Genomic DNA, 23,067 nt, shown 5'->3' on the forward strand with positions numbered 1-23,067 from the left:
TTTCGCCTATCGAATTTCTTAATAATAGTGTCCAATATGATTGACAAACCTACATTTTTTATATATGCAAAAAAAGTTTACCTATCATTCGGTTAGGAAACGTTTACTTGATTTTTGTGTCTAAATGTACCGCAGTAACAGTGTGTTTTTTGTGAAAAGTGAGAAAAATTTATTATTTGCGAAAAAACTATTGTAAAATCGGGATTTATAAAGTATAATATAGGTATATTGTTATGTTTCGTACTGACCTGAGGTCAGACAACATTTAGTATTGGAGGATATGATAATAATGGGTAATGCTGACAATGTATTGTTCGACAATGACTCAAGAGTTGCACCGCTTGGTCTTATCGCTATGGCAGGCGCTTCCGAGCTTGGCAAGAAGGTAGACGGTTATCTTACAAAATGGGCTAACGAAAACGAATTTGTTAAGGATACTTTCCTTGTTGAGGCTGTTTGTCCTAGATTTTCTTCCGGTGACGGCAAGGGTCTTATCAAGTCATCTATCAGAGGCGACGATCTTTTCATTCTCTGCGACGTAGGAAACTACAGCTGCACATACAACTATTTCGGCAGGGAAAACAGTATGTCACCTGACGATCATTATCAGGATCTTAAAAGAATAATCCAGGCTGCAGGCGGTAAGGCTCACAGAATAAACATCATCATGCCTTCCCTTTACGGCGGCAGACAGCACAGAAGAAACTACAGAGAATCTCTTGACTGTGCAGTTGCTCTTCAGGAGCTTCAGGCTATGGGCGTTTCAAATATCCTTACTTTTGACGCTCACGACCCAAGAGTACAGAACGCTGTTCCGCTCATGGGTCTTGACAACATAATCCCTTCCTATCAGGTTCTCAAGGCAATGTTTAAAAACCTTTCAGATTTCAGACCTGACAAGGATCACTTCATGATAATCTCCCCTGACGAGGGCGCTATCAACAGAAATATGTACTACGCTTCTGTTCTGGGTGTAAACCTTGGTATGTTCTACAAGAGAAGAGATTATTCAACTATCATCGACGGCAGAAACCCTATCGTTGCTCACGAATACATGGGTAATGACGTTGCCGGTAAGGACGTTTTCATCGCTGACGATATCATCTCATCAGGCGAGTCTATGCTGGATATCGCTGTAGAGCTTAAAAAGCGTAAAGCTAACAAGATCTACTGCTATGCTACTTATCCAATTTTCACAAATGGTCTTGAAGCATTCAACAAGGCTTATGCTGACGGTATCATCGACGGTGTATTCGGCACAAACCTCACATACAGAACTCCTGAGCTGCTTTCAAGCCCATGGTTCTACGAGGTAGACTGCTCTAAGTACATTGCTTACTTCATTGCATCACTCAATCATGACAAGTCAATTTCACAGGTCATCGACCCACACACAAAGATCGAAGCTCTGCTGAAAAAATACGGCATAAAGTAAATTCAATACACAACGATAAAGTTCGGGGCGGACGGCTGTCCCGAACTTTTTTTTATATGAGGAGAAGATAAAATGATATTTGCAGGGATAGTTGCAGGAGGCTGTGGCTCTAGGGTAAAAAGTGCGGTTATACCAAAGCAGTTTATAGAGATAGGCGGAGTGCCTGTTATTGTCAGAACAGTGAGAGCGTTTCTTGCAGTGGAGGAAATAGATATGGTTTATGTGGGCATAAAACCTGACTGGCACGAATACACTGACGAGCTTTTTGAACGCTTCGGGATAGACAAAGAGCGTGTAAGAGTCATAGACGGCGGAGCGGACAGAAACGGCACTGTTATGAACATAGCTGAGGCAATAGTCGCTGAACATGGTGAGAATGAGGGGGACATAATACTCACCCATGACGCTGTAAGACCGTTTGTGACGGAGAAGATAATAAAGGACAATATCGAGGCGATGAGGGAACATTCAGCCTGCGGAACTTATATGCCTGCGGCTGATACCATAATAAGATCAGACGGCGAAAAGGTCAGGGAAACGCTTAACAGAAGCGAGCTTTATCAGGCGCAAACTCCGCAAACTTTCAGACTTTTGGATCTGAGGAAGAATTATTATTCGCTTAGCGAGGAGCAAAATAAAAAGCTGACGGATACTTGTTCTGTGTTTACAGCTTGCAATGAGGATATATACCTTGTCGTCGGGGACGCATTGAATTTCAAGATAACCACAGACAGCGATCTAAGAATGGCGAATGCACTTGCAGAGTTAAATGAGAAATGAGAAATGAGAAATAAATCAAGGCGGTGTGGGAGAAAAATCTCTGCACCGCTTTTTCTATACCCTACCATGCTTTGTGCGGTTTTCAGCATAAATAAGATCACGCCCAAAACGAATATTCTCACAAAGCTTGTCAATAATAACAAACGAAAAGTTTCGCAAAGCTTATCTGTTGTTCAAAAAGTCAATAGCCATGTCTGCAGGCAGTACAACTTTTGTGCATACCTATAAAATATATTAGTTATGCCTAACTAAGATTGACATACGGCCTCGCCCGTGGTAAAATAAATGTGGTTAGTAGTTACTAACCTAGTGAGAATAGATCATGCAGACTTCTCTATGATGACAAGAGCGAAATGTCATCAGCCCGAATGGTGGTGCGTTCGGGTAGTCTGCATAATATTAAAAAGGAGCTTATATTATGAACTATCTTGAGATCGTAAAAGTAATCGGACGTGAAATTTTGGATTCCAGAGGAAACCCAACTGTTGAAGCTGAGGTATATCTCGCAGACGGAACAGTGGGCAGAGGCACTGCACCAAGCGGTGCATCAACAGGCGAGTTTGAGGCCCTTGAGCTTCGTGACGGCGATAAGGGCAGATATGGCGGAAAGGGCGTAACAAAAGCAGTTGAGATCATCAACACTGCTATCAATGACGCTGTCTGCGGTCTTGACGCTTCTGACATCTATGCCGTTGATAAGGCTATGATAAAGGCTGACGGCACTAAGGATAAGTCAAAGCTTGGTGCTAACGCTATCCTCGCTGTTTCTATCGCTGCCGCAAGAGCGGCTTCTATCTCTCTTGATATCCCTCTCTACAGATTCCTCGGCGGCATTTCAGGAAACAGACTTCCTGTTCCTATGATGAACATTCTTAACGGCGGCGCTCATGCTGCAAACACTGTTGACGTTCAGGAGTTTATGATAATGCCAGTTGGTGCTCCAAGCTTTAAGGAAGCTCTACGCTGGTGTGCTGAGGTTTTCCACGCTCTGGCCGCCCTGCTTAAATCAAAGGGACTTGCTACTTCTGTAGGCGATGAGGGCGGCTTCGCTCCTGACCTTGCAAGCGACGAGGAAGCTATCCAGTATATACTCGAAGCTGTTAAGAATGCAGGTTATGAGCCTGGCAAGGACTTCATGATAGCAATGGACGCTGCTTCAAGCGAGTGGAAAGGCTCAAAGAAGGGCGAGTACGTTCTTCCAAAGGCCGGCACAAAATTTACTTCTGCCGAGCTTATCGAACACTGGAAGAAACTCGTTGAAAAATACCCTATCATCTCTATCGAGGACGCTCTCGACGAAGAGGACTGGGAGGGCTGGCAGCTTCTCACTAAGGAGCTTGGCGGCAAGGTGCAGCTCGTTGGCGACGATCTGTTCGTAACAAATACAGAAAGACTTGCAAAGGGCATCAGCCTTGGCTGCGGCAACTCTATCCTTATCAAGCTCAATCAGATAGGTTCAGTTTCTGAAACACTTGAGGCTATCAAAATGGCTCATAAGGCAGGCTACACTGCGATTTCTTCACACCGTTCAGGTGAAACAGCAGACACAACTATCGCTGACCTTGCAGTTGCTCTTAACACTTGCCAGATAAAGACAGGCGCACCAAGCAGAAGCGAACGTGTTGCAAAGTACAATCAGCTTCTCAGAATTGAAGAAGAACTTGGCGAAAGCGCTGTTTATCCACAAATGGGTGCATTTAACGTAACCAGATAGTTTTTTGTCATATAAGGATCAAGCGAAAGCTCAGAAAAAGCAGTCCGTTGGGGCTGCTTTTTTTGTTGGATAAATGCGTTGTAGTAGCGTCCTGATGTCGCTCTCTCATCACCACTTGCTTGTCCATTTATCATCACATATAACAGACATAAAAAAATCACGCCCCAACAAAGTAAGGCGTGATTTTGACTAAGGATATTTCCCTAGTGGTGAGCTATCGGGGATTCGAACCCCGGACCCTTTGATTAAAAGTCAAATGCTCTGCCAACTGAGCTAATAACTCATATCGTCCTGCAACGACTTAATTATTATACCAATTTTCCGCCCATTTGTCAAGGGGTTTTCGAGAATTTTTTCACTTTTTCCAAACTGCACATATTTATTCCCCATTTGGCATACTTTTGTGCGTTTTCTAACAAAAAAAACACCCTTGAAAATCAAGGGCGTTTTATCTGCAAAGCTTTTAACTTAGTTTATCTTGTTGCCGCAGTTAGGGCAGAACTGATTTCCGGCAGGAACTTTACCTCCGCAAGTAGGACAGAACTTTTCACCCTGTGGTGCAGCCTGAACCTGTGGCTGTGCGTATGTCTGCTGAGCGTTCTGCTGTGGAACAGAACCTGCATACTTCTTGAAGAGTGCATAAATGCCGCAAATAACAAGAAGAACAAATGCTATCCAGAACAGTACATACATGAACGTGTAGAAACCGCCATACAGCTTGCTCATACCTGAAAGATAGCTTCCTGCCGCATATGTAACTGCAAGACCCAGAACAACACCTGCACCAGTAGTTACCGGCTTGAGGTACTTGTCAGCAATTTTGAAAAAATCGTTCATTAGAGAATGCCTCCTAATTTAATAATATATATTTATTATACAATCGTTATGTCATAAAGTCAATAGATTCGAGTAAAATTTTTCACTTGTTTACGTTTCTATTTGTTTGCTGTAATGACAGAAATAAGCATAAAATCGCTATTTTCTTTACCCTCTGTGTCAATAACTATCTCAACGGTGTGTTCTCCCTTTGCTCCGCTGTATATCTCATCAAGACAGCAAAGGTCTCCCCAATCCTCGTCAAAGTTTGCGTCAAGAAGAACCTTGTTCTGCCTGTCACCGTCTATGACAGCATATGCAACAGGCGCAGGCTTGTTGATAGTCTTTCTGTATTGCACCATTATAATACCGCCGCTCACGTTGAATTTAATACAACTTCCCTGCTTGTGAGCTATCCAACCGCCCTTGAATGGATCGCTCCACTGCTCTGCCGCATGAGTATCAGGCTCAAAGCCCTCCATAACGGGCGAACAGCTATAGTTCTGAAAACGCTGTGCATCCTCATATCTGCTTGCAGTGAAAGGCTCAGGAAGTGAAGGCTTCTTCTCTGCGCCGAGCTTCTTATAGTATGAATATTCTGTATCAAGCAGATTGCAGATAAGATCAGCTATCATCTTGTGACCTAGGTCTGTAGGGTGGAGCATATCCGCTGTGTAGTCTGCAAGACAAACGTTGCCAAGCTGTATCTCAGGGAAAATGTAGTTTCTTACACTGACGATAGGCAGGTCATAGTGCAGACCGATAGCGTTATGTATACCCTGTGCATTTGTGCCTGTATCGTAGAAAAGATTGTTTATAAGCACAACTGCCTTGACGCTCTCAGCTTTCAGCAGACGTCTTACAAGGCTCTCGTATGTTTCCATAAATAGGGGCGAACTGCTGTCGTTTACCGAAAACTCAACAAAAACAAGGTCCGGCTGTTTGTCAAGGACGTGTTCCTGCACTCTTGCCACCCCAAACTGCGAGGTAGTTGCACCAATACCGGCATTGAAGTAGCTTATCTCCGCCTCAGGAAAATTCGTCTGCCACCATTTTGCACTGCGGTCAACATATCTTAACTCAGTTTTTGTAGCATTACAGCCCATTGTTATGGAGCCGCCCAAATAAACAATGTTAAGCTTTTTTTCATTCTCTATCTTTTTGAATACCTGTGGAAGATAACCCATACTGCCGATATTCATGATAGATACGTTTTTGTCCGTCATATCCATTTCTCCTTTTATTTCTATAATGGTCTATTATAGTATTATAGCATTTTTCAAAACAAAAGTAAATCATAACGGGCAAAAATATTTTGCTTTAAGCTACAAAAAGCGGTAATGTTTTTTGTTAAAATCGTGCAATGTAGATGTTGACGAAAAGTAATGATATGTTGTATAATAAAGAATAAATATACAATATGAAGAAAGAAGTGTTCATAATGCACGATTTTAAGGCACTCTGCCGTCAGGCGCACACATTAGTAATATTCAAGAGCTTACATGAAGTTCCTGTATTTGAAAAGCTACTTGACACACTTGCTGTATGCGAATCTGACAGCGACATGGCTATAGAAAAATACTCAGATTTTGTGGCTGAGCTTTTTGCATATTCGGATAATCTTACAGAATATATGCTCAAGCTGGTTCTTGAAAATGAAAACCTTTTTATGCTTAAAAAGGGAGAGGGCAAGGAGACAGGTGCGCTTTTGGAGGAATGTCTTGCAAACGAGCTTGCCGTTATCGAGGAGCTTTCACAGATACCATGCGACGAGATAATCTCAAAGATAGACTATGACGGCTTTCTGCCGAGATATGCTACACAAAAGCTTGACTTCTCACAGATATATGCCGACCGTATACACGCTATCGGTCAGTACGGATATGGCATTTACTCACAGTATCATGTATTTGTTATCAAAGACGGAAAGATAGTTCCGGTTGAATATCCTGACGATATAAAGCTTTCAGACCTGCACAATTACGAACGTGAGCGTCAGGAAGTCATCAACAACACTCTTGCGCTTTTGAAAGGCAAGCCTGCCAACAACGTTCTGCTTTATGGTGACTGCGGTACAGGCAAGTCCTCAACTGTCAAGGCAATAGCAAACGAATATGCCTGCAAGGGTCTCAGACTTATTGAGCTTAAAAAGAAGCAGCTCCATGAGATACCGGCCATTGTAGAAACGGTAAGCAAAAATCCATTGAAGTTCATCATCTTCATAGACGATCTTTCATTCACAGAGGACGATGATGATTTTGCGGCACTGAAAGCTATCCTTGAGGGCAGCGTTTCATCAACTGCGGACAATCTCTGCATTTATGCTACCTCAAACAGAAGACATCTTGTACACGAAACGTTCTCCTCACGAGAGGGTGACGAGATACACTTTAAAGACACCATGCAGGAGCTTCTTTCACTGTCAGACCGTTTCGGACTTACTGTTACTTATCAGAAGCCTGACAAGAAGATATACCTTGACGTAGTTGAGAAGCTTGCAAAGCAATACGAGCTTAAAACTCCTATCGACGAGGTGCTTCAAAAGGCTGAGGCTTATGCGCTTTCAAGAGCAGGACGTTCACCAAGAGTTGCAAAGCAGTTCGTGGAATACATGAAGGGCATGGAAGACTAATAAATATATTCAAGAGTAATTATCATGACTAGATCTGCAAGCCGGGGTGTAACGCTATTTGGATAAACCCATGCTTCAAATCACCTTTTGGCGACGCAGGCTATGACGTTGAGGACTATTACACTGTCGCTCCGCGTTATGACACTAACGATGTTATTAAAGGCTCGGCCGCTGTATTTGTTGAAGAATAAAATAACATAAAAGAGGTCAGGGACACATTCCTTGACCTCTTTTCTTATGCCGTCTAAAGTTTATCCACCGTTGTCAGAGCATACTCCGAAACTCCGTTGGAGTTTTTCCAAAGTGCATTTTAAACCGCTTCATAAAACCATATTCATTAGTATAACCGCACCTCTCAGCCACTTCCCTTACGCTGAGATTTGTCGTTGCAAGAAGCTGACTGGCTCTTTCCATTCGTGCGCTTATAACGTCTGTCATGACGCTCACTCCAAACATTTTCTTATACATATGCTGAAAGCTTGACCTGCTTATACCCATATCCCATGCCATGCTGCCTACGTCTGCGATGTCCTCAGGCATTGCGTATATGTACGCTCTAAGCTGCATAAAGCGGCTGTTCCTGTCAGTAATAATACAGGACTTCTTGTCTGTACACTTTAGCTGTCTTGCAAGCTTTAACAAAAAGATCTCCATATAGCACCGTGTTACTTCCTCATGCCCCTCTTTCATGAGCTGATACTCATATGCTACCGAGCGCATTATCTGACTAAGCTCATCGATATTTCCAAGGTATACCAGTGTATCTTTTGGAATATCAAGCTTTTCAAATTTTTCATTATCGCCCTGCTCATAATTGAAATACAGCCAATCATCAGTATAAAACTCTTCTGCGGCATGGTATTTCACGGGGGTATCCGGTGAAAGCAGGATAAAAGAATTTTTCTCTGCCCTATGCTCGATACCATTTATAACGAACACCGACGGTTCTTTTATGAGCAATATAAGGGGACAGCCCACCCCTTGAGGACAATCCATAATAAAATCTTTTCTATGGCGATAATTATAGCCGACCGCACCAACAAGCATTCTGATTCCTCCCTGCTTTTATCAACTTCATTTTACCACACCGCTACATTCTTGTCAACGAAAAAAGAGCAGACGCTTTGTTCTGCTCTTCTTTCACATAATTCTATAATAGTATTACAATTATCCCCAATAGGTTCTCCAGACATTGAAGTAACCCCAAGGAATTTTAAACGAGTAAGCTATCTTGCTGCTGTTTGTCTTGTAGCTTCTGTTGCACCAGAAGTAAACATTATAGTCATTAGCAATACCATTAAGGTGAGTTTTGCCGTATACTGCGCCAAAAACTGCCCGCTTCACTCTTCTGGAAACGTTTGAATAATTTGCTCCGTCCCTTGAGAGCTGTGCAGATGACATAAATCCACCGCTTCTATAAATGATATCCTGAATATTGTTATATCTTGCATAGTAGGATCTCCACATTGCATTCCTTGTGTACTTTGCGGCAACATACTGGTTTGCAACACAATCTGCAACATAAACGATTGGCTTATCCCACTCTGAGCCTGACATCTTACCGACCTCATGATAAACTATACGGCACATTGCTTCCCAGCCTGCCTTGTTGAAGTCCATTCTCGCTGTCTTTATTGTCTGTGTCTTTGAGTAAGCAGAAGCGGCTGAGCCGTTTACAGCCTTAACTCTGAACTGATATGAAGTCGTTCTCTTAAGACCTGTAACAGTGCAGTTCGTATTCTTGACTGTCTTGTATTTCTTCCAGCTCTTATATTTGCCGCCCTTGATGTACAGCTCATAGCTTGAAGCACCTCTTACCTTGCTCCAATGCACCTTGATAGTGTTTGTCTGCTTGTTATACGGATGAGTGAAGTCACTTCCATAGTTGATCTGAGCGGTCATCTTAGGAGTCGAAAGCTTTGCCGCAGCAGCATCGGCACTAAATCCCTCTGTCATTACCAAAAATGTCATAAGTGCTGCAATGAACATAACTATCACTTTCAGTGACTTATTCTTTGCTGAAATAAAACTTGCTGAATGATCCATTAATAATACGGCTTTACAACGCATACACGCTGCATTGCCAATTCACACCCTTTCTTTTAATTAGCGGCGGTCATGTCAGTGCCGCTATTTAATTTTATTACGGTCGATTAAAATTATGTATCAATCTGTAACGATAACGGTTAAGAAAGTTACAAACTGATTACAAATTACTACACTATTGTAACACGTCCATTTGCATTTGTCAAGCTTTTTTATAGTTTTTTTGATTTTTGTTTATAATTTGAAGCAAAGAATATAAAAATTGTACTAATATTTCAGCACATTGAATATTAATTTACTGTATCAGCAAGAGTTCACGCACAATTATCACAAAGAAAATATGTGCAGAATATGAACAAAATCAATGGATCAACCACAGAGATCCTGCTGTTTTAAAAAAATCTGTGGGGAAAGAGGCAAAATAATGAAAAAATATTTACCTGAGGGCAAGATCTTCAACAGCCCTGAAAACCGATATTATCTTCAAAGCGAACGAACAATGGCTGAGGCAATGGCTCAGGGATCGATACTGGAGGGTCATGCTGTGCTTTGTGACAGCGAACACAACATAATAGTAGAGCTTCCCTTTGGCAAAGGAATGATCCCAAGATCAGAGGGAGCAATCGGAATACAAGAAGGCAAAACAAAAGACATAGCATTACTTTCCAGGGTAAACAAAACGGTATGCTTCAAGGTGACCGATATTGTTCACGAAAAGGGCGAGGTCATATGCAGGTTGTCAAGGCGTCTTGCACAGGAAGAGTGCATTGAGCGATATATAAGTACACTCACATCAGGGGACGTTATACCGGCAAAGGTAACACACCTTGAGCCTTTCGGGTGCTTTGTTGACATAGGCTGTGGTCTTCCTTCACTTATACCAATAGACGCCATATCCGTCTCACGCATCACCCACCCCAACGACAGATTTTTCAACGGTCAGGACATATATGCTGTGGTAAAAAGCTGTGAGGAGGACAGGATATGCCTTTCTCACAAGGAACTTTTAGGCACATGGGAAGAAAATGCAGCATTGTTCTCCACAGGAGAAACCGTAGGCGGGATAGTACGCTCCATTGAACCATACGGTATTTTTATAGAGCTTGCTCCGAACCTTGCAGGGCTTGCAGAACCAAGAGAAAATGTGCGTGTGGGGCAGGCAGCAAGTGTTTACATAAAAGCTCTTATCCCCGAAAAAATGAAAGTAAAGCTCATTATCGTAGACGTATTTGAAAACAGCGTTTTTCCCTCAAAGATAAACTATTTCATCACCAGCGGCAGGCTCACAAAATGGGTCTATTCCACCAATGAATGTTACAAAAATATATGCTCTGAATTCGTGTGATAAACGTACATATTTTTGTACTTGTAATCTTATTTGTACTATAATTTGTACTTGTTTTCACAGCAAAACAAGAGATAAAAAAGGCATTGGCTTCCAATTGAAGCCAGTGCCTTTTGACTTGTCAGGTCATTAAGAGTAATACCCTTTTTTCAATAGGTCAACTATTCTCATAATATTTCCTCCCTGTCCCTATATTTTTTCAGAGAGTTTCAAGAAGCTCTGCGATCTTTTCTTTTTGAGCAAGCCCGTCAGAAAAAGCAGTCGCACCGCCAGCAGCTGTGCCAAGTTTAAGAGCATATTCATAATCGCCCTGCAATATACCGGCGGTAAAGCCTGCCACCATTGAATCGCCTGCACCAACGGAATTTTTCACCTTACCATTACATACTCCACAGCGATGTATTTCACCGTTTTCGTCAATAAGCATTGCACCGTCCCCTGCCATTGAGATAAGCACGTTCACAGCGCCCATTTCTTTAAGCTTACGTGCGTATTTTTCTATTTCATCATCAGCAGTGAGGGTCACTCCGAACATCTCGCCAAGCTCGTGGTTGTTAGGCTTGATAAGGAAAGGTTTATATTTAAGCACATTGAGAAGCAGGTCTTTTGTTGCGTCCACTACTGTTCTGATATTCTTGTGCGCGAGCCTTTCGAGTATCTTCTCATAGATATCTGAAGGCAGCGAGGCAGGTATGCTTCCTGCGAGTATAAGCGTATCTCCGTCCTGAAGCTTATCAAGCTTTGCAAAAAGCTTATTCACAGCCTCATCATCTATATCAGGACCCTGACCATTCAGCTCTGTTTCCTCAGCAGATTTTATTTTCACATTTATACGGGAATTACCGTTTTTGAGATGAACAAAATCTGTATCAATTCCCATTTCCGCCAGTCCGTTCTCGATAGCTTCACCTGTGAAGCCTGCAGTGAAGCCAAGTGCCTTTGACTGAATGTCCAGCTCTCTAAGAACTACAGACACATTTATACCCTTGCCACCGAAATACATCTCTTCCCTATCTGAGCGGTTGGTAGACCCAAGCTTCATTTCCCCTGTATGGACAACATAGTCGACAGCAGGATTGAATGTTACAGTATATACCATTTTACATTACCTCCTTGATATTTGCTTTTGTAAGATATTTCTGTCCTGAAGCTTGTAGGTGATCGTCACTTACCATCTGCTAATTTATCGTCGTCGCTTCTTAAAATGCAGAGAGCAACAACAAGACCTGTCAAAGCAACAAACACCGCTTTAGTTTCAAGCAATTCTGTGACAAATGCACCCACTGCCGCTCCGCTTATAAAGCAAAGGATTATGCCATAATACTGCATTGCATTACTAAGCTTCTGCTTATCCTTAGTTTTCAAATACTGAAACAGGTTATCCGTACCGCTTCTAAGATTGCCAGTACACATCGTGGTAGCAAAAGGCTTTCCGTCCATTTTCCTAAAACCCTCCACCTGCATTGCACAGGTAAAAGAAACTAGGATATTCGCCAATGTGTTAAGCGTACCGTCAGGGATAAATCCCACAATAGTCAGCACCACAAGCTCCACACCGATTATGATCCTATGCCAATGTATCCTCGGGTGTTCATTGAATTTCAGCTTCACAGCTTCCACTATCAGCACGCCAAGCATAAAGGACAGTATAGGCATGAGATAAAGAAAGACCTTCAGCCAGCTTCCCTCTTTGATATTGATAGCCAACAACACCATGTTACCTGTCTGTGCATTTGCAAAAACATGGTCACGGCTGATGTAGGTATAAGCGTCAAGATAGCCGCCCACTATTGCGAGCATTACTCCAACGCCGTAAAACTCAGCTATATGTCTGCCGTTCTTCATTGCGCAGCCCCCAGTGGCTCAAGCTCATTAAGATCATATGGCGTTTTCTGATAAATGCAGTAGTTGAGCCAGTTTGAATAAAGCAGATTAGCTGAACAGCTCCAATTGAAAATAGGCTTGTTTTGCGGATCATCGTCAGGAAAATAGCTATATGGTATCTGTATAGGCAACCCCTTTTCCTTATCTCTGAAATACTCTTTTGCAAGGGTCTCACGATCATATTCCCAGTGACCGAACAGGAAAAACTGTCTTTGCGTCTTATCTGAAACAAGATGCACACCAGCCTCGTTTGACACTGCCACCACTATAAGATCGTCCACCTTTTCGATATCTGCACGACGCACCTCAGTATGGCGTGAGTGCGGACAATGGAAAACATCTCCAAAGCCTTTAAGAATAATGCTTTCGGGATAGTCGATATGGTGCTTGAAATTGCCAAACATCTTCTCTTTCAAAGGATATTTGGGAACGCCATAATGATAATAAAGTCCGGCCTGAGCGCCCCAACATATGTGGATAGTTGAGAAAACATTGGTCTTTGACCATTCAAAAACTCTGCAAAGCTCGTCCCAGTAATCAACGTCTTCATACTCCATTTGCTCAACAGGCGCACCGGTGATTATAAGACCGTCATATCGGTTATCACACACCTCGTCAAAATTCTTGTAGAAAGCAAGCATATGCTCGATAGATGTGTTCTTTGACATATGACTGCTCATCTGAATAAGGTCGATGTCAACATGAAGAGGGGTGTTGCTCAAAAGACGCAGAAGCTGCGTTTCTGTCGCAATTTTGTCAGGCATGAGATTGACAATAGCGATCTTCAAGGCACGAATGTCCTGATGAGCGGCTCTGTCATCGGGAATAACGAATATATTCTCCTTTTCCAACGTCTGAAACGCAGGAAGGTCATTTGGTATTTTAATTGGCAAAGTATATCCCACCTTTTAATTATACTCTAAAAGATTATTATAACACGATCTCTGTTAAAAATCAACCAAAAGAGAGATTTATTCATATATTATTGAGAAAAAAGGGAGCGACCTAAGCCGCTCCCTTTGTGTATCAACAGTATATAAATCCGTACAATTATTCGTAAAGTGGATATTTCTTGCAGATAGCGTTTACTTTTTCTCTGATTTCATCAGCCTTATTGTCAAAGTCTGTTGCTGTGAGATACATACACTCTGCAATAACGTCCATGTCCTCCTCAACAAGTCCCCTTGTGGTAACTGCCGCTGTACCAACTCTTACACCGCTGGTTACAAATGGCTTCTCAGGGTCGTTAGGGATAGCATTTTTGTTTACAGTGATGTAAACCTCGTCAAGCTTTTTCTCAAATTCCTTGCCTGTGATGTGGAATGGTCTGAGGTCAACAAGCATAAGATGATTGTCTGTGCCGCCTGATACGAGATTGAATCCTCTGTCAAGAAGTCCCTTTGCAAGAGCCTGTGCATTCTTTACGATCTGCTCACCGTATGCCTTGAACTCAGGCTTGAGAGCCTCGCCAAAGCAAACTGCCTTTGCAGCGATAACGTGCATAAGAGGACCGCCCTGTGTGCCTGGGAAAATAGCAGAATTTATCTTCTTAGCAATATACTCGTTGTTTGTGAGTATAAGTCCTCCTCTTGGTCCTCTCAGGGTCTTATGTGTTGTTGTTGTAACAATGTCAGCATATGGTACCGGTGACTGATGGCAGCCTGCAGCAACAAGTCCTGCAATATGCGCCATATCTACCATAAGATATGCACCAACAGCCTTTGCTATCTCAGAAAGCTTCTCAAAGTCGATAGCTCTTGGATAAGCACTTGCACCGGCAACAATAAGTCTAGGTCTGCACTTGTTAGCCTGCTTGTAAAGAGCCTCGTAGTCGATATAACCCTCGTCATTTACGCCGTAAGGAACAAAATTGAAATACTTACCTGAAAGATTTACAGGCGAGCCGTGTGTAAGGTGTCCGCCAGCGTCAAGGCTCATGCCCATAACAGTGTCGCCAGGCTTAAGAAGAGCAAAATAAACAGCAGTGTTAGCCTGAGCGCCGGAATGTGGCTGAACGTTAGCATACTTAGCACCGAAAAGCTTGCAGGCTCTTTCAACAGCTATATCCTCCACAACGTCAACGCACTGACAGCCGCCATAATATCTCTTGCCAGAATATCCCTCAGCATACTTATTAGTAAGCACAGAACCCATTGCAGCCATAACGGCAGGTGAAACGATATTTTCGCTTGCGATAAGCTCAAGATTTCTTCTTTGTCTTGCCAGCTCGGCTTCCATTGCTTCGCCGACTTCTTTATCGACATTTTCAACAAAGCCGATAGTATCCATTATTTTCATCGAAATTACTCCCATCATAAAATTTTACGGACATTCCGTTCTCTTTTATTATAACGTATTTTTCTTTTGATGTCAACGAAAATTTTTTTTGATTGAGAAGTGAGGAGTGAGGAATTAAGGTATCGCCCAAGGCGATTTATTTTTGTAGAATATGATCTACAGCCACAAGAACGCTTCACTCTTAACTGATTTTTCATTTCTCACTTCTTTATCTTCTCCCAATACGCTTTCGCCATTTGCTCCGTCTTATTCTCACCATACTGATAATAAGTCCTCCCCACAAGCTTATCAGGCAGATACTGCTGTTTTACCCAATGATTTGGATAATCGTGAGGATAAAGATAGTGCTGTCCTTTCACTTTTGCGCCCTCGCCGTCAAAATGCTTATTCTGCAAGTGCCGTGGATAATCTCCGAAATCACCATTTCTAACATCTGCTAAAGCTGCGTCTATTGCTGATTCAGCAGAATTTGATTTTGGAGCAGTGGCAAGAAGAACCACAGCTTCCGCCAATGGTATCCTTGCTTCAGGCAGTCCCAACTGCAATGCCGAATCAACGCAGGATTTCGTCACTACCGCCGCCATAGGATACGCAAGTCCAATATCCTCGCTTGCGATAACAAGCAGCCGTCTGCACAGAGAAATGATATCCCCTGCTTCTATAAGCCGTGCGGCATAATGAAGTGCGGCGTTCTCGTCAGAACCTCTTATGGACTTCTGCAAAGCCGACAGGATATCATAATGCTCATCTCCTGCACGGTCATAACGCATATTGCTGCGCTGAGTTAGAAGCTTCACATTATCAAGGTTCACGGTGAGCTTTTCGCCGTCATTATCCCCCGAAAGTATGCAAAGCTCAACTGTATTTATTGACTTTCTCACATCACCGCCGCAGCCCCTTGCGATATGCTCCAACACGCCATTTTCAAGACGCAGTTTCAGTCCCAGCTCATCAGCCATAAGCTGAAAAGCACGCTTTATTGCAGGCAATATCTCCTCCGAAGTCAGCGGCTTGAACTCAAACACAGTTGAACGACTGATTATGGCATTGTACACATAAAAATACGGATTTTCAGTGGTAGAAGCGATAAGAGTTATCTTGCCGTTTTCAATGTATTCAAGAAGCGATTGCTGTTGTTTTTTGTTAAGATACTGTATCTCGTCAAGATAAAGCAAAATACCATTAATGCCGCTGAGTGTCTCAGTTTCAGCAACTATCTGCTTGATATCCGCAATAGAAGCACTTGTGCCGTTGAGCTTATGCATAGTCATATTAGCATTATTTGCTATCATTCTTGCGACCGTGGTTTTGCCAACACCTGACGGACCATAAAAAATCATATTCGGTATTTTACCGCTTTCGATAATACGCCTGAGAGGTTTATTTTCGCCCAGCAGGTGGGTCTGTCCCACAATATCATCAAGGGTCTTGGGTCTAATTCGTTCAGCCAAAGGCACACTCATTTTATGATCTCCTTAAAAAGCAATTAGTCTAAAATGTTCTGAATATCCTCTAAATGAAGCTGATAAGCCATGCTGTTTATCTTTTTAAGCAGGTAGGTTTTTGCAACAAGAACAGCTTCCTGATATTTGGTGTTTTCCATACCAAGGCAAATACGATAAATAATGAATTGATTAGAGGAGATTTTCATGATCATGTGATTATTGCCCTCGAAAGTACCACGGCAAATGGAGTTGGAGTTGACGAAGTTCCAAAGGTCGGAGTAAGTAAGAGCAGTGACTTCATCAGTAATAAACTGTTGGATAAGTTCATTCATATGGATACCCCCTATAGTGTATTTTCTTTAGTATAGCACATATTTCCGCATAATTCAAGGGAAAATGCGGTCAAAGTGGGGAGTGTCGCCCATTAGCTTCATGACCTCGTATCGTAAACAACAAAATGCAGACGTCCCGATATCGAAGTGTCGAATTTTTTTGATTGTGACAAATTTATGCAAGCGACCGAAACGAGCGAACAATGCTCGTCCCTACCACAAATTGTGCGTTTTCTCAAAGTTTGTGCAATAAATTACAAGATGTAACGTCCAAAAAGCGGACTGTCGAGGGCGCCAGCCCCTACATGGTTTGTTAAACAAATAAATAATGTGCGGATAATGCAGATATGCAACAAAAAAAGAGGCAGAATACTCCGCCTCTCATTTATCTGTACAAAGATTTGTACTATTTTTTCTTTCTGGCCGAACTTACCGCACGAGTTATCTCAGGCTCTGCTTCGCCACGAACACATTCAGCTGTTATCTTTATGCCAACTATCTCATCATCAGACGGCGCTTCAAACATGAGCTTTGTGAGTATCTTCTCAACTATCGCCCTAAGTCCTCTTGCTCCTGTCTTTTCTTCAATAGTCCTCTTGGCTATCTCTCGCTTGGCGTCCTCTGTGATCTCAAAATCGATGTTGTCAAGCTTGAAAAGCTTCGTATATTGCTTGATAAGCGAGTTCTTTGGCTCTGTCAATATCCTGCAAAGTGCGTCCTCGTCAAGCTCGTCAAGAACCGTGATAACAGGAAGTCTGCCCACAAGCTCCGGTACGATACCGAACTTAACAAGATCGTGTGGCACTACCCTCTTCATCACATTGTTATCATCCTCCTTGCTCTTGACCTTTCCGCCAAAACCAAGTGAAGATGACTCTGTACGCTTCTTGATAACACTGTCAAGTCCCTCAAAAGCTCCGCCACAGATAAACAAAATATTCTTCGTGTCTATCTGTATGAACTCCTGATGTGGGTGCTTTCTGCCACCCTGTGGAGGCACATTGGACACACAGCCCTCTACTATCTTAAGAAGTGCCTGCTGTACGCCCTCACCGCTTACATCTCTTGTGATAGAAACGTTCTCCGATTTTCTTGATATCTTATCTATCTCGTCGATATAAATAATACCGTTCTGAGCCGCTTCAACATTATAATCTGCCGCCTGAATAAGCCTTGTAAGCACGTTTTCAACATCGTCGCCTACATAGCCTGCCTCTGTGAGCGTAGTAGCGTCAGCAATAGCAAAAGGCACGTTCAGAAGCCTTGCCAAAGTCTGTGCAAGCAAAGTCTTTCCTGTTCCTGTTGGTCCAAGAAGTAAAACGTTACTTTTCTGTATCTCTACGTCATCATCGTCATTGAGTGACAAAATTCTCTTGTAATGATTGTATACCGCAACAGAAAGCGCTATCTTTGCTTCCTCCTGCCCGATAACATACTCATCAAGAACTGCCTTTATCTCCGCAGGCTTCTTAAGGGTTATGCCGCTGTCAGCTGAATTTTTACCCTTGCCACGCTGCTTCGTTGTAGGAAGTCCCTCCTGCTCAGCCAGAACATTATAGCAATAAAGTACACACTCGTCACAAATGTGGCTCGTGCCTGCTGAAAAAAGTGTTCTAACCTTGTCCTCAGGCTTGCCGCAGAACGAGCATTTTCTTATTGTATCATTAGCCATTTATTTCACCGAACCTATCTGTTAGTTATTACCTTGTCGATAAGACCGTATTCAAGAGCCTCCTGAGCTGTCATATAATTGTCACGCTCAGTGTCGATGTTGATCTGCTCGATAGGCTTGCCTGTGTTCTGGGCAAGTATCCTGTTGAGCTTCTCTCTGGTCTTTACCATGTGGTCAGAATGTATCTTGATATCTGTACACTGACCAGAAATTCCGCCGCCTGCGATAAGAGGCTGATGAATGAGTATCTCACTGTTTGGCAGAGCAAATCTCTTACCCTTTGTGCCGCTCGAAAGCAGGAATGAACCCATTGAAGCAGCCATACCCATGCATATAGTTGACACGTCGCACTTGATATACTGGATAGTATCATAGATAGCCATGCCGGCAGTGATTACTCCTCCAGGGCTGTTTATATACAGGTCGATATCCTTTTCAGGATCCTGTCCCTCAAGATAAAGCAGCTGTGCCACTACTACGCTTGCCACTGCGTCGTCTATCTGGTCGCAGAGCATGATTATTCTGTCATTGAGCAGGCGGGAATAAATGTCATAGCTTCTCTCGCCTCTGCTTGTCTGTTCCACTACATAAGGTACCAATGCCATAAAATTGCCTCCTTAATCTATTTTCGCCCGCATAAGGTCATGCGGGCGAAAGCATAAATTATCTTACTTTATAACTGCTGCGTCCTTGATAAGGTCAACAGCCTTGCCAACTGCAATATCCTTCTTAAGGTCGTCATCATGGATAAACTGCTTGATCTGGTCAACATCAAGCTTGTAAGCCTCAGCAAGCTTATCGAACTCAGCCTTAAGCTCGTCCTCAGTTACCTCGATATTCTCAAGCTTTGCGATCTTTTCAAGTGCAAGTCTGAGCTTGACCTGCTTCTCAGCCTGCTCAGCATATGCCTTCTTTACAGTGTCGATAGTCTGACCTGTATACTGCATATAGAGATCAAGTGAGATGCCCTGTGGTGCAAGTCTCTGCTCCAGCTCGCTGATCATCTCGTTTACTCTGTTGTCAAACATAACCTGTGGGATCTCAGCTGTCATGTTCTCGATGACCTTATCGAATATCTTAGCCTCTACCTCAGAATCAGCGTGCTTCTCGTTAGCTTCCTCAAGCTTCTTCTTAACGTCAGCCTTGTATTCGTCAACTGTATCGAACTCTGTTGAATCCTTTACCATATCATCGTCCAGCTCAGGCATAACCTTCTTTGATATGCTCTTGAGCTTGATCTTGAATACAGCAGGTGCGCCTGCAAGTTCCTTTACCTGATACTCCTCAGGGAATGTTACGTTGATGTCGAACTCCTCACCGGCATTGTGACCAACGATCTGATCCTCAAAGCCAGGAATGAACTGACCGCTTCCAAGTGACAGTGTGAAATCTTCTGCCTTACCACCCTCGAAAGCAACATCGTCCTTGAAGCCCTCGAAGTCGATAACAACGTCGTCACCATTCTCAGCTGCTCTGTCGTCAACAGTTTCAACTGTTACGTTCTTCTCTCTGAGAGCGTCAAGCTGCTTATTGATATCCTCATCAGTTACAGGATTGACAACTTTTTCAACTTCTATACCCTTATAGTCCTTAACTTCAACCTCAGGCTTTGTGATGCAAGTTGCCTTAAGCTTTACGCCGTTTTCCTTGCTGATCTCAGTTACCTCTACCTCTGGGCGAGTAACAAGTTCCAGACCGGACTCTTCAACTGCGCCGTTTACAACAGGAGCGTACAGAAGATTTACAGCGTCCTCAAAAAATACCTGCTCGCCGTATTCCTTTTCGATAAGCTTTCTAGGAGCCTTGCCCTTACGGAAGCCAGGCATAGCGATATTCTTTCTTGCTTTAAGATAAGCTTTCTCTATTGCAGCCTCAAAATCCTCAGCAGAGATCTCGATCTCAAGCTCGTACTTATTGGTTTCAACATTGTTTGTAGCTTTTAAACTCATTTATTATTCCTCCATTATATAAATGTATCTTATACATTATAGCACAAATATATTGTCATTTCCAGCATTTTTTTATAAATTGTCACTTTGCACAATTTTCGTTATGTCCAATGGGTCAAAATGCAAGAAATCACTAGCTATAAGCCGATATTCCACTCCGTCACGAGTGCCGTTTATTGCATAAGCGTGGGCTCTTCCGTGAAGGTGTCCGTAAAAACACTTTTTTATGCCGTATTTATGAAGCACTTCAAGCATATCATAATTGCAGCTATTGCCGAAAAGCGGCGGATAATGCAAAAACACCACAGGCTCTAAGCCTGCCTTTTGAGCAGACTCGATAGAGAGCGCAAGTCTGCCTGCTTCCCTTGCCAGAACCTTCTGATCTGCAGGTTCACCATTATCGCTTATCCAGCCTCTTGTTCCGCATATGCCGTAGCTCTCATAGCTGTAATGATTGTTATGCAGGATATTTATGGTATCAAAACCGTTTTCTGCGAAAAATTTATCCATTTTGTTCTTGGTGTTCCACCAATAATCGTGATTGCCCTTGGATATTATTTTTCTGCCGTTGAGCTTGTTTATAAACTCAAAATCCATTCTGGACTGTTCAAGGCTCATTCCCCACGAGATATCGCCGGGTATCACCACGGTGTCCTCAGGACGAACTTTGTTCTGCCAGTTTGTTTCAAGCTTTGTCACATAGTCAGACCAGCCGCCGAATATATCCATTGGTTTATCTGTACCCAGCGACAAATGCAAGTCGGCAATGGCAAATAGGCTCACGGTTTTTCCTCCATTCCAGAAACTTCATGTATTATCCCAATCACTCATGCACATACTACTTTTGCAGCAAAAAGCTGCGGAAGGAGCGATGTACAAATGGAGAAGGATAGAATTTACGGTATCCACTGCAACGTAGACAAATGCGTTTACAACAGCAACAACTGCGAATGTACCGCAGGCAAGATCAATGTAGGCTGTACCTGCACCGACCCTAACTGCTGTGACGAAACAGAGTGCAAGACATTCAAGGCAAGAGGCTAATTTCCCTTGCCATGGTCAGTGGACATACGCTGTGCGCTGACCTCCGCCCGACAATAGTCGGACGGGTACATATCAAATACCCAGAGCTGAGTAGATGTAGTCCTTCATATCAGCCTTGTCGATCACCTTTGTGAATCTTACTTCCTTATCCTTAAGTGCAGCAAGTGAAGCAGGAACAGGTATCTTTGAAACCTCGGCAAGCTCGTCAACAAGACCGAACTCGTCAGCGTTTGTATCCTTACCGATAGCTGCAAGAACTGAGCCTGAGAACTTATATGGGCTTGCTGTTGAAGCGATAACAGTCTTTGTCTTGTCGCCTGTAGCAGCCGCATAGTCCTTGTACACCTTAACTGCAACGGCTGTGTGAGTGTCGCAGGTGTATGAATACTCGTCATAGATCTCCTTAATGCAAGCCTTTGTCTGCTCATCGTCGCAGCAGCCTGCATAGAACTCGTCAGCGATAGCCTTCTTCACTTCGTCTGTTACCTCATATCTGCCAGTCTTGGAAAGGCTGCCGAACCACTCTCTTATCTGAGCGTCGTCACAACCGCTAAGGTGATAGAGAAGTCTTTCAAGGTTAGAGGAAATAAGGATATCCATAGAAGGTGAGATAGTTGTATGGAACGGACGGTTTCTGTCATAAATACCTGTCTTTATAAAGTCTGTGAGGACGTTATTTGCGTTTGAAGCGCAGATAAGCTTATTAACAGGAACGCCCATATGCTTTGCATAGTAGCCTGCAAGGATATTACCGAAGTTGCCTGTTGGAACAACGATATTTATCTTGTCGCCAAGCTCGATCTCACCGTCAGCAACAAGCTGAGCGTATGTAGATACATAGTAGATTATCTGTGGTGCAAGTCTGCCCCAGTTGATAGAGTTTGCAGAGGAGAACATCATGCCGTTCTCAGCAAGCTTGTCGGCAGTTTCCTTGCTTGTGAAGATAGTTTTAACACCTGTCTGAGCGTCGTCAAAGTTGCCCTTGATAGCGCAAACGCCAACGTTGCCGCCCTCCTGAGTTGTCATCTGCTTTTTCTGCATAGCTGAAACGCCGTCCTCCGGATAGAACACCAGTATCTCTGTACCCTCAACGTCCTTGAAGCCCTCGAGAGCAGCCTTGCCAGTGTCGCCTGATGTAGCAACGAGGATAACTACCTTCTTGTCAACGCCAAGCTTCTTGATAGAAGTCGTGAGCAGATATGGAAGTATCTGGAGAGCCATATCCTTAAATGCACAAGTCGGACCATGCCACAGTTCAAGCATATAAGTGCCGTCAAAAAGGTGAGCAAGCTCTGCAATATTGTCTGTGTCGAAATTCTTTGTGTTGTAAGCACCCTCTACACAGTAGCGTATCTCAGCCTCTGTGAAATCTGTGAGGTACTTTGAGAAAACGAAAAATGCTCTCTCAGCGTAGCTTTTTTCGCCAAGAGCCTTGATATCATCAAGTGTTATGGCAGGTATCTCAGACGGAACGAAAAGACCGCCGTCCTCAGAAATGCCCTGTGCTATCGCCTGTGCAGACGAAACCTTTACTTCGCTGTTTCTTGTACTTTTGTAAAACATAAACAACAACCCTTCTTGTTTTAGATGTCCGACAGGTGTCGGCTATTTACAGACCATTTGTTCAGATAACGTCTAACATTCCACGTCACGGGCGAACAGTGTTCGTCCCTAC

22 protein-coding genes and 1 tRNA gene are annotated in these 23,067 nt (G+C 43.1%); 7 read left to right on the top strand and 16 right to left on the bottom strand.

Annotated elements, in window-relative coordinates; translation table 11 throughout:
- Window positions 1-289 precede the first annotated feature (289 nt).
- The 3 genes from DW938_RS04075 to eno all read left to right on the top strand — a co-directional run bounded on the left by DW938_RS04075 (window position 290) and on the right by eno (window position 3,929).
- Window positions 290-1,435, top strand: coding sequence for a ribose-phosphate pyrophosphokinase (locus tag DW938_RS04075; protein ID WP_181982500.1), 1,146 nt, complete (start codon window positions 290-292; stop codon window positions 1,433-1,435).
- A gap of 72 nt (window positions 1,436-1,507) precedes the next feature.
- On the top strand, window positions 1,508-2,215 hold the full coding sequence (locus DW938_RS04080) for an IspD/TarI family cytidylyltransferase (protein ID WP_118123967.1): 708 nt from the start codon (window positions 1,508-1,510) through the stop codon (window positions 2,213-2,215).
- A gap of 418 nt (window positions 2,216-2,633) precedes the next feature.
- Window positions 2,634-3,929 carry a phosphopyruvate hydratase gene (eno, locus tag DW938_RS04085; RefSeq protein ID WP_118123968.1) on the top strand — a complete coding sequence of 432 codons (1,296 nt, stop codon included), beginning with the start codon at window positions 2,634-2,636 and terminating at the stop codon, window positions 3,927-3,929.
- 207 nt (window positions 3,930-4,136) lie between these two features.
- Here the strand turns inward: eno and DW938_RS04090 are convergent.
- The 3 genes from DW938_RS04090 to DW938_RS04100 form a co-directional block, all read right to left on the bottom strand.
- Window positions 4,137-4,212, bottom strand: a tRNA-Lys gene (locus tag DW938_RS04090).
- Window positions 4,213-4,397: 185 nt separating this feature from the next.
- Entirely contained in the window at window positions 4,398-4,766 is a 369-nt protein-coding gene (locus tag DW938_RS04095; RefSeq protein WP_118123969.1) for a zinc ribbon domain-containing protein, read from the bottom strand.
- 98 nt (window positions 4,767-4,864) lie between these two features.
- Entirely contained in the window at window positions 4,865-5,971 is a 1,107-nt protein-coding gene (locus DW938_RS04100) for an SGNH/GDSL hydrolase family protein (RefSeq protein ID WP_181984366.1), read from the bottom strand.
- A 215-nt stretch (window positions 5,972-6,186) separates the two neighbouring features.
- Between DW938_RS04100 and DW938_RS04105 the strand changes: the two genes are divergently transcribed.
- Both DW938_RS04105 and DW938_RS04110 read left to right on the top strand, forming a co-directional pair.
- Complete coding sequence (locus DW938_RS04105) at window positions 6,187-7,377, top strand: ATP-binding protein (protein WP_117876140.1); 1,191 nt, start codon at window positions 6,187-6,189, stop codon at window positions 7,375-7,377.
- 56 nt (window positions 7,378-7,433) lie between these two features.
- Entirely contained in the window at window positions 7,434-7,568 is a 135-nt protein-coding gene (locus tag DW938_RS04110) for an alpha-amylase family glycosyl hydrolase (protein ID WP_337790674.1), read from the top strand.
- Window positions 7,569-7,641: 73 nt separating this feature from the next.
- On the opposite strand, the gene DW938_RS04115 is transcribed toward DW938_RS04110, so the two are convergent.
- Together DW938_RS04115 and DW938_RS04120 are read right to left on the bottom strand one after the other, a co-directional pair.
- Complete coding sequence (locus tag DW938_RS04115; RefSeq protein ID WP_118123971.1) at window positions 7,642-8,424, bottom strand: AraC family transcriptional regulator; 783 nt, start codon at window positions 8,422-8,424, stop codon at window positions 7,642-7,644.
- A 120-nt stretch (window positions 8,425-8,544) separates the two neighbouring features.
- Window positions 8,545-9,423, bottom strand: coding sequence for a fibronectin type III domain-containing protein (locus tag DW938_RS04120; RefSeq protein WP_242992367.1), 879 nt, complete (start codon window positions 9,421-9,423; stop codon window positions 8,545-8,547).
- Between the two features lie 424 nt (window positions 9,424-9,847).
- On the opposite strand from DW938_RS04120, the gene DW938_RS04125 reads away from it, so the two are divergent.
- Window positions 9,848-10,768: a S1 RNA-binding domain-containing protein gene (locus tag DW938_RS04125; RefSeq protein ID WP_118123972.1), complete on the top strand. Its 921-nt coding sequence runs from the start codon at window positions 9,848-9,850 to the stop codon at window positions 10,766-10,768.
- A gap of 199 nt (window positions 10,769-10,967) precedes the next feature.
- Here DW938_RS04125 and pfkB read toward each other — a convergent pair whose 3' ends face one another.
- The 10 genes from pfkB to DW938_RS04175 form a co-directional block, all read right to left on the bottom strand.
- A complete protein-coding gene (gene pfkB, locus DW938_RS04130) occupies window positions 10,968-11,867 on the bottom strand; it encodes a 1-phosphofructokinase (protein ID WP_118123973.1) in 900 nt (299 codons plus the stop codon).
- 65 nt (window positions 11,868-11,932) lie between these two features.
- Window positions 11,933-12,613, bottom strand: coding sequence for a YoaK family protein (locus tag DW938_RS04135; protein WP_118123974.1), 681 nt, complete (start codon window positions 12,611-12,613; stop codon window positions 11,933-11,935).
- Entirely contained in the window at window positions 12,610-13,545 is a 936-nt protein-coding gene (gene metA, locus DW938_RS04140) for a homoserine O-succinyltransferase (RefSeq protein ID WP_118123975.1), read from the bottom strand. Before metA ends, DW938_RS04135 begins: the two co-directional genes overlap by 4 nt.
- A 157-nt stretch (window positions 13,546-13,702) precedes the next feature.
- Window positions 13,703-14,950: a serine hydroxymethyltransferase gene (glyA, locus tag DW938_RS04145; RefSeq protein WP_022286707.1), complete on the bottom strand. Its 1,248-nt coding sequence runs from the start codon at window positions 14,948-14,950 to the stop codon at window positions 13,703-13,705.
- Between the two features lie 200 nt (window positions 14,951-15,150).
- On the bottom strand, window positions 15,151-16,413 hold the full coding sequence (locus DW938_RS04150; RefSeq protein WP_181984367.1) for a replication-associated recombination protein A: 1,263 nt from the start codon (window positions 16,411-16,413) through the stop codon (window positions 15,151-15,153).
- A 23-nt stretch (window positions 16,414-16,436) separates the two neighbouring features.
- Complete coding sequence (locus DW938_RS04155) at window positions 16,437-16,727, bottom strand: hypothetical protein (protein ID WP_117856359.1); 291 nt, start codon at window positions 16,725-16,727, stop codon at window positions 16,437-16,439.
- Window positions 16,728-17,133: 406 nt separating this feature from the next.
- Window positions 17,134-18,399, bottom strand: a complete 1,266-nt coding sequence (clpX, locus tag DW938_RS04160; protein ID WP_117856358.1) for an ATP-dependent Clp protease ATP-binding subunit ClpX — start codon at window positions 18,397-18,399, stop codon at window positions 17,134-17,136.
- A 14-nt stretch (window positions 18,400-18,413) separates the two neighbouring features.
- Complete coding sequence (gene clpP, locus DW938_RS04165) at window positions 18,414-19,004, bottom strand: ATP-dependent Clp endopeptidase proteolytic subunit ClpP (RefSeq protein ID WP_022286703.1); 591 nt, start codon at window positions 19,002-19,004, stop codon at window positions 18,414-18,416.
- 63 nt (window positions 19,005-19,067) lie between these two features.
- Window positions 19,068-20,348 carry a trigger factor gene (tig, locus tag DW938_RS04170; protein ID WP_117891741.1) on the bottom strand — a complete coding sequence of 427 codons (1,281 nt, stop codon included), beginning with the start codon at window positions 20,346-20,348 and terminating at the stop codon, window positions 19,068-19,070.
- A 72-nt stretch (window positions 20,349-20,420) separates the two neighbouring features.
- A complete protein-coding gene (locus tag DW938_RS04175) occupies window positions 20,421-21,131 on the bottom strand; it encodes a metallophosphoesterase (protein ID WP_118123976.1) in 711 nt (236 codons plus the stop codon).
- 96 nt (window positions 21,132-21,227) lie between these two features.
- On the opposite strand from DW938_RS04175, the gene DW938_RS04180 reads away from it, so the two are divergent.
- Entirely contained in the window at window positions 21,228-21,392 is a 165-nt protein-coding gene (locus tag DW938_RS04180) for a DUF1540 domain-containing protein (RefSeq protein ID WP_117856355.1), read from the top strand.
- A gap of 72 nt (window positions 21,393-21,464) precedes the next feature.
- On the opposite strand, the gene thrC is transcribed toward DW938_RS04180, so the two are convergent.
- Entirely contained in the window at window positions 21,465-22,955 is a 1,491-nt protein-coding gene (gene thrC / locus DW938_RS04185; protein ID WP_181982503.1) for a threonine synthase, read from the bottom strand.
- Between the last annotated feature and the right edge of the window lie 112 nt (window positions 22,956-23,067).

This window comes from Ruminococcus sp. AM43-6, assembly GCF_003461785.1.
Taxonomy (GTDB): Bacteria; Bacillota; Clostridia; order Oscillospirales; family Ruminococcaceae; genus Hominimerdicola; species Hominimerdicola aceti.

Coding starts and splice junctions, on each gene's coding strand:
- clpX (WP_117856358.1), bottom strand. CDS start 18,399: ATGGCTAATGATACAATAAGAAAATGCTCGTTCTGCGGCAAGCCTGAG.
- DW938_RS04135 (WP_118123974.1), bottom strand. CDS start 12,613: ATGAAGAACGGCAGACATATAGCTGAGTTTTACGGCGTTGGAGTAATG.
- DW938_RS04115 (WP_118123971.1), bottom strand. CDS start 8,424: ATGCTTGTTGGTGCGGTCGGCTATAATTATCGCCATAGAAAAGATTTT.
- DW938_RS04120 (WP_242992367.1), bottom strand. CDS start 9,423: ATGGATCATTCAGCAAGTTTTATTTCAGCAAAGAATAAGTCACTGAAA.
- DW938_RS04075 (WP_181982500.1), top strand. CDS start 290: ATGGGTAATGCTGACAATGTATTGTTCGACAATGACTCAAGAGTTGCA.
- DW938_RS04155 (WP_117856359.1), bottom strand. CDS start 16,727: ATGAATGAACTTATCCAACAGTTTATTACTGATGAAGTCACTGCTCTT.
- DW938_RS04125 (WP_118123972.1), top strand. CDS start 9,848: ATGAAAAAATATTTACCTGAGGGCAAGATCTTCAACAGCCCTGAAAAC.
- tig (WP_117891741.1), bottom strand. CDS start 20,348: ATGAGTTTAAAAGCTACAAACAATGTTGAAACCAATAAGTACGAGCTT.
- DW938_RS04105 (WP_117876140.1), top strand. CDS start 6,187: ATGCACGATTTTAAGGCACTCTGCCGTCAGGCGCACACATTAGTAATA.
- DW938_RS04150 (WP_181984367.1), bottom strand. CDS start 16,413: ATGAGTGTGCCTTTGGCTGAACGAATTAGACCCAAGACCCTTGATGAT.
- DW938_RS04095 (WP_118123969.1), bottom strand. CDS start 4,766: ATGAACGATTTTTTCAAAATTGCTGACAAGTACCTCAAGCCGGTAACT.
- eno (WP_118123968.1), top strand. CDS start 2,634: ATGAACTATCTTGAGATCGTAAAAGTAATCGGACGTGAAATTTTGGAT.
- glyA (WP_022286707.1), bottom strand. CDS start 14,950: ATGAAAATAATGGATACTATCGGCTTTGTTGAAAATGTCGATAAAGAA.
- DW938_RS04080 (WP_118123967.1), top strand. CDS start 1,508: ATGATATTTGCAGGGATAGTTGCAGGAGGCTGTGGCTCTAGGGTAAAA.
- DW938_RS04180 (WP_117856355.1), top strand. CDS start 21,228: ATGGAGAAGGATAGAATTTACGGTATCCACTGCAACGTAGACAAATGC.
- clpP (WP_022286703.1), bottom strand. CDS start 19,004: ATGGCATTGGTACCTTATGTAGTGGAACAGACAAGCAGAGGCGAGAGA.
- DW938_RS04100 (WP_181984366.1), bottom strand. CDS start 5,971: ATGACGGACAAAAACGTATCTATCATGAATATCGGCAGTATGGGTTAT.
- pfkB (WP_118123973.1), bottom strand. CDS start 11,867: ATGGTATATACTGTAACATTCAATCCTGCTGTCGACTATGTTGTCCAT.
- thrC (WP_181982503.1), bottom strand. CDS start 22,955: ATGTTTTACAAAAGTACAAGAAACAGCGAAGTAAAGGTTTCGTCTGCA.